Below are 6,525 nucleotides of genomic sequence, written 5' to 3'. Positions count from 1 at the left end.
TCCGGGGCCCGCCGGGGTGCACCGCCCAGCCGACCGGATCGTGGAGGGCCAACCCGTTGCGCGCCAACAACTCCTCCACCACCGGCCGCACGTGCTTGGCCAGGACATCCGGTACCTCCGGCGCCAAGCCCAGCCGGCCCCCCCGCCCGGGGCCCCGCCCGGAACACCACCCACCACCCGACCGGAAAAGAGGACCACTGATGGAGTCGGCCGAAATCCGCCGCCGATGGCTGAGCTTCTTCGAGGAGCGCGGACACACCGTCGTGCCCTCGGCATCGCTCATCGCGGACGACCCGACCCTGCTGCTGATCCCCGCCGGGATGGTGCCCTTCAAGCCCTACTTCCTCGGTGAGGCGGCCCCGCCCGCGCCGCGCGTCACCAGCGTGCAGAAGTGCGTCCGCACCCCGGACATCGAGGAGGTGGGCAGGACCACCCGGCACGGCACGTTCTTCCAGATGTGCGGCAACTTCTCCTTCGGCGACTACTTCAAGGAGGGGGCCATCACCCTCGCCTGGGAGTTGCTCACCACCCCCGTGTCGCAGGGGGGTTACGGGCTGGACCCCGAGCGACTGTGGATCACCGTCTACGAGGACGACGACGAGGCCGAGACCATCTGGCGGGAGAGGGTCGGCGTCCCCGCCGAACGCATCCAGCGGCTGGGCAAGAAGGACAACTACTGGGACATGGGCGTTCCCGGCCCCTGCGGTCCCTGCTCGGAGATCAACTACGACCGGGGCCCCGACTTCGGCCCCGAGGGCGGCCCGGCCGTCAACGACGAGCGCTACGTGGAGATCTGGAACCTGGTCTTCATGCAGTACGAGCGCGGCCCGGGTGAGGGGAAGGAGTACCCCCTCCTCGGGGAATTGCCCAGCAAGAACATCGACACCGGACTCGGCCTCGAGCGCCTGGCGATGATCCTGCAGGGCGTGCGCAACATGTACGAGACCGATACCCTGCGGGTTCTCATCGACCGTGCCGGGGAGTTGACCGGCGTCCGGTACGGCGAGGACGAGCGCGGGGACATCGCGCTGCGGGTGATCGCCGACCACATGCGCACCGCCGTCATGCTGATCGGCGACGGCGTCACCCCGGGCAACGAGGGACGCGGCTACGTGCTGCGTCGCATCATGCGCCGCGCCATTCGCAACCTGCGCATCCTCGGCGCCACGGACCCGGTCGCCGGGGAACTGGTGGAGGTGGTGATCACCACCATGGGGCGTCAGTACCCGGAGCTGATCACCGATCGTGGTCGCATCCGGACCGTGGCCCTCGCCGAGGAGGCGGCGTTCCTCAAGACGCTGCGCGCCGGCACCAACATCCTGGACACCGCGGTCTCCGAGACCCGGGAGGCCGGGGGCCGGGTCCTGTCGGGCGAGAAGGCGTTCCTGCTCCACGACACCTGGGGCTTCCCGATCGACCTCACCCTGGAGATGGCCGCCGAGCAGGGGTTGAGCGTGGACGAGGCCGGGTTCCGCCGGCTGATGGCGGAACAGCGGGAACGGGCCAAGGCCGACGCGCGGGCCAAGAAGACCGGTCACGCCGACATGTCCGCCTACCGGGGCATCGCGGACGTCGCCGGGGCCACCGAGTTCACCGGTTACACCCACACCGAGGGGGAGGCCACGGTCGTCGGCCTCCTGGTGGACGGCGCCTCCTCGCCGGCCGCACAGGAGGGGGACGGGGTCGAGGTCGTCCTGGACCGCACGCCCTTCTACGCCGAGGGGGGCGGTCAGCTCGCCGACACCGGGCGGATCAGGCTGGACTCCGGGGCGGTGATCGAGGTGCGCGACGTGCAGCAGCCGGTGCCCGGCGTCATCGTGCACAAGGGTGTCGTGCAGGTCGGCGAGGTGACCGTGGGGGCCGCGGCGCACTGTTCGATCGACGTGGCCCGTCGACGTTCCATCGCCCGCGCCCACAGCGCCACCCACCTCACCCACCAGGCGCTGCGCGACGCGCTGGGGCCGACCGCCGCCCAGGCCGGATCGGAGAACGCCCCCGGTCGGTTCCGCTTCGACTTCGGCTCGCCGACCGCGGTGCCCTCCACCGTGCTCAACGATGTCGAGCAGCGGATCAACGAGGTGCTGGGCCGGGAACTCGACGTCACCGCCGAGATCATGAGCCTGGACGACGCCCGGCGCCAGGGCGCCATCGCGGAGTTCGGCGAGAAGTACGGCGAGCGGGTGCGGGTGGTGACCATCGGCGACTTCTCCAAGGAGCTGTGCGGTGGCACCCACGTGCACAACACCGCCCAGCTGGGTCTGGTGAAGCTGCTGGGCGAGTCCTCCATCGGCTCCGGGGTGCGCCGGGTGGAGGCGCTCGTGGGCACCGACGCCTACCGCTACCTCGCCCGGGAGCACACGGTCGTCTCGCAGCTCACCGAGCTGCTGAAGGGCCGGCCGGAGGAACTGCCGGAGAGGGTCTCGGGGATGCTGGGCCGCCTGCGGGAGGCCGAGAAGGAGATCGACCGCTTCCGGGCCGAGAAGGTCCTCCGGGCGGCCGCGGGGCTGGCCGAGGGGGCTCGCGAGGTGGAGGGCGTCGCGCTGGTGAGCGCCCGGGTGCCCGACGGCACCACCGCCGAGGACCTGCGCCGGCTGGTGTTGGACGTGCGCGGCCGCGTCCCGGCCTCCCGCCCGGCCGTGGTCGCCCTGTTCACCGTGGTCAAGGACCGGCCGCTGACGGTGATCGCCACCAACGAGGGGGCCCGCGAGCGGGGGCTGCGCGCCGGTGATCTGGTGCGGGTGGCGGCCAAGGCCCTCGGCGGCGGCGGGGGTGGCAAGCCCGATGTCGCGCAGGGCGGTGGGCAGAACCCGGCCGCCGTCGACGAGGCCGTGGAGGCCGTCGAACGGCTCGTGGCCGGGCGATCCTGATGCGACGCGGCCGGCGGTTGGCGATCGATGTCGGGGAGGCCCGGATCGGAGTCGCCTCCTGCGACCCCGACGGGGTTCTGGCGACGCCCGTGGAGACCGTACCCGGGCGCGACGTCCCGGCCGCCCGGCGCCGCATCCTCACCCTGGTGGCGGAGTACGAACCGGTGGAGGTGGTGGTGGGGCTCCCGCGCTCGCTCAGCGGCGCGGAGGGCCCCGCCGCCCGGCGGACCCGGGAGTTCGCCCGGGCGCTGGCCGTGGAGCTGGCGGTGGCCCCCGACCCGGTGCCGGTGCGGATGGTGGACGAACGGATGACGACGGTCACCGCCGCCGAACGGATGAGGGCCGCCGGGGTGAACAGCCGGCGGGGACGCTCGCGGATCGACCAGGCGGCGGCGGTGGAGATCCTGCAGCACGCGCTGGAGATCGAACGCTCCACGGGTGGTCCGCCGGGGCAGTGCGTCGAAGTGGTTGTCTGATCGCGGTACGGTAACGTTCCGGAGGACACCGCAGCCATTCGAACATCCCCGGTCGTGCGAAGGGATGTTCGGTCCCGGGACCCGGATTCCGGGGGCGGCTGCCGCCCGGCGTCACAAGGGGATCGATGACTGAGTATGGCCGGGGCTCCGGCTCCGAACCGTGGCACCCCGCGGACCCGCTCTACGGGGACGTGCCCCGGGGTGGTGACCCCGATGCCCCACCCGCCGAACACGGTTACCCGTCCGGCGGGGAACAGCAGTGGTCCGGCGATCCCCACGCCGGTTACGGCTATCCGCAGCAGGCGGGGGACGGCGGTTGGTACGGGGAGGCGCAGTCCGCGGCCCCGCAGAGCCCGCAGCACGGTGCCGGTGGTGACGGGGGCTGGTACGGCAATCCGGGTGAGGCCGGTGGTTCCCACGCCGGTTACGGCTATCCGCAGCAGGCGGGGGACGGCGGTTGGTACGGGGAGGCGCAGTCCGCGGCCCCGCAGAGCCCGCAGCACGGTGCCGGTGGTGACGGGGGCTGGTACGGCAATCCGGGTGAGGCCGGTGGTTCCCACGCCGGTTACGGCTATCCGCAGCAGGCGGGGGACGGCGGTTGGTACGGGGAGGCGCAGTCCGCGGCCCCGCAGAGCCCGCAGCACGGTGCCGGTGGTGACGGGGGCTGGTACGGCAATCCGGGTGAGGCCGGTGGTTCCCGCGCCGGTTACGGCTATCCGCAGCAGGCGGGGGACGGCGGTTGGTACGGGGAGGCGCAGTCCGCGGCCCCGCAGAGCCCGCAGCACGGTGCCGGTGGTGACGGGGGCTGGTACGGCAATCCGGGTGAGGCCGGTGGTTCCCACGCCGGTTACGGCTATCCGCAGCAGGCGGGGGACGGCGGCTGGGGCGGCGCCGGCGCGCCGCAGGGCTCCGAGGGCTGGAACGGAGCACCCGATGGCGGGTACGCCCCGGAGCAGGGAGGCGGTTACCCGTCGGGCGCCCCGGGGCGCGGTCGATCCGGGACCTCGCCCCACCCGCCGGGCCCGGATCCCGAGACGGGTTGGGACCCCGGCCCGGACCAGGGGGAGCACGACTTCTTCTCCACCGGCTTCGGGAACGACGACCCCCCCGCTCCCCGGGGCACCGGACGCCGTCGGGGCGGCCGGGGGCAGGCGGACCCCCTCGACGGCCCGGACGCACCCCGCGGTTCCCGCGGTTCCCGCGAGTTCGACGATTTCGATGATTCGGACGACCTCGGCGGACCCGACGACTTCGCCGACCGCGATGCCCCGCAGGAGCGCCCCGGCCGTGGCGGACGACCCAAGCGTCGCGCCGGGTGCGGCTGTCTGGCAGCCCTGGTGCTGGTCACCGGTGGTCTCGGCATCGCCGTGTACCAGGGGTACCAGTTCTACAACAGCCGGTTCGCCGCCCCGGAGGACTTCGCGGGAGAGGGCACCGATCCGGTCCAGGTGGAGATCCCGCCGGGCTCCTCGATCGCCCAGATGGGCAACATCCTCAAGGACGCCGGGGTCGTCAAGAGTGTCGGTGCCTTCGTCGCCGCGGCCGGGGAGAGCAACATCCAGGCGGGTGTCTACACCCTCCGCCTGGAGATGTCCGCCGCCTCCGCCGTGAACGCCCTCACCGACCCCTCGGCGCTCAACGTCCTCACCATCCCGGAGGGCATGCGGGCCGAGCAGATCTACCAGGCCATCGACGAGCGCCTCGGGGTTCCGGAGGGCACCACGCAGGAGGTCGCCCAACTCGGTGACTTCAACCTGCCCGAGTGGGCCGACAGCCACCCCGACATCAAGGACCCCCTGGAGGGGTTCCTCTTCCCCGCCCGGTACGACGTCGCCGAGGGCATGGACCCGGAGGACGTCCTGACGCGGATGGTGGAGCGGGCGCTGAACGTCTACGAGGGCTACGGCATCGAGGACGCGGCGGCCGGCCTGGGGTTGGACTCCCCGCTGGACGTGATCACCGTCGCCAGTCTGGTTCAGGCGGAGGGCATCACCTACGACGACTTCCAGCAGATGGCGGAGGTCGTCTACAACCGTCTCCAACCGGACAACGACATCACCAACCGGAAACTGGAGTTCGACTCCACCTACAACTATTTGATGGGGCAGAGCGAGATCCGCATCACCGAGCGGGAGATCCACTCCAATCGGGACCCCTACAACACCTACGTCCACACCGGTCTGCCGCCGGGGCCCATCGGCAACCCCGGTGAGATCGCCATCGAGGCCAGCCTCGACCCGACCGCGGAGGGGTGGATGTTCTTCATCTCCATAGACGGCGAGGAGACCACCTTCACCCGCACCCTGGACGAGCACGAAGAGCTCAGGAGGGAGTTCAATGAGCGCCAGGGCATCGGCTGAGCACCGACGCGCCGCGGTGCTGGGCTCGCCGATCGCCCACTCCCTGTCCCCCGAGCTCCACCGGGCCGCCTACGCGACCCTCGGCCTGACCGAATGGCGGTACGACCGGTTCGAGGTGGACGGGGCGGCGCTGCCCGGCTTCGTCGACGGACTGGGCCCGGAGTGGGCCGGGCTCTCCCTCACCATGCCGCTCAAGCGCGCGGCCATCCCGCTGCTGGACCGGGTGGGGGAGAGCGCCCGGGCCGTGGAGGCGGTCAACACCCTGGTGTTCGACCCGGACGCCGGCCGGATCGGCGAGAACACGGACGTGCCCGGGCTGGTGGCCGCCCTCGCCGAACGCGGCGTCCACCGGGTGCCGACCGCGGCCGTGCTGGGCGGCGGGGCCACCGCAGCCTCCGCACTCGCGGCCCTGGCCCGGATCTGCGAGGGCGAGGTCGTGACCCATGTGCGCGGCGCCCACCGGGTCGCCGAGGTACTCGCGCTCGGTGAACGCCTGGGCGTGGAGGTGCGTCCGGAGCCGTGGGAGCGGGCCGCCGACTCCCTGCACCTGCCGTTGGTGGTCTCCACCACCCCGGCCGGCGCCGGCGACTTCCTCGCCGAGGCGGTGCCGGGGGCTCCGGGCACCCTCTTCGACGTGCTCTACGAACCGTGGCCGACCCGGTTGGCCGCCGCCTGGGCCGCCCGCGGGGGCGCGGTCCTGGGCGGGCTCGATCTGCTGGTCCACCAGGCGGTGCTCCAGGTGGAGATGATGACCGGTCGGTCCCCGGCTCCGCTCGCCGCCATGCGGGCGGCGGGGGAACGAGCTCTGGCGGGGCGGGACGC

The 6,525-nt window shown here is 72.5% G+C and carries 4 protein-coding genes; all 4 read left to right on the top strand.

Annotation, left to right across the window (positions count from 1 at the left end):
* The first annotated feature begins 200 nt into the window (after nucleotides 1-200).
* Nucleotides 201-2,867 (top strand): alanine--tRNA ligase, encoded by a 2,667-nt coding sequence (alaS, locus tag FNQ90_RS08945; RefSeq protein ID WP_182605873.1) that lies wholly within the window; start codon nucleotides 201-203, stop codon nucleotides 2,865-2,867.
* Nucleotides 2,867-3,343: a Holliday junction resolvase RuvX gene (ruvX, locus tag FNQ90_RS08940; RefSeq protein WP_143620403.1), complete on the top strand. Its 477-nt coding sequence runs from the start codon at nucleotides 2,867-2,869 to the stop codon at nucleotides 3,341-3,343. Before alaS ends, ruvX begins: the two co-directional genes overlap by 1 nt.
* A 125-nt stretch (nucleotides 3,344-3,468) precedes the next feature.
* Nucleotides 3,469-5,703, top strand: coding sequence for an endolytic transglycosylase MltG (mltG, locus tag FNQ90_RS08935; protein ID WP_182605872.1), 2,235 nt, complete (start codon nucleotides 3,469-3,471; stop codon nucleotides 5,701-5,703).
* On the top strand, nucleotides 5,681-6,525 hold an 845-nt coding region (locus FNQ90_RS08930; protein WP_182605871.1), incomplete at its 3' end, for a shikimate dehydrogenase. The genes mltG and FNQ90_RS08930, both read left to right, overlap by 23 nt.

The organism is Streptomyces alkaliphilus (assembly GCF_014141535.1).
Lineage (GTDB): Bacteria > Actinomycetota > Actinomycetes > Streptomycetales > Streptomycetaceae > Streptomyces > Streptomyces alkaliphilus.
This window is presented reverse-complemented; position numbering and strand designations above follow the sequence as displayed.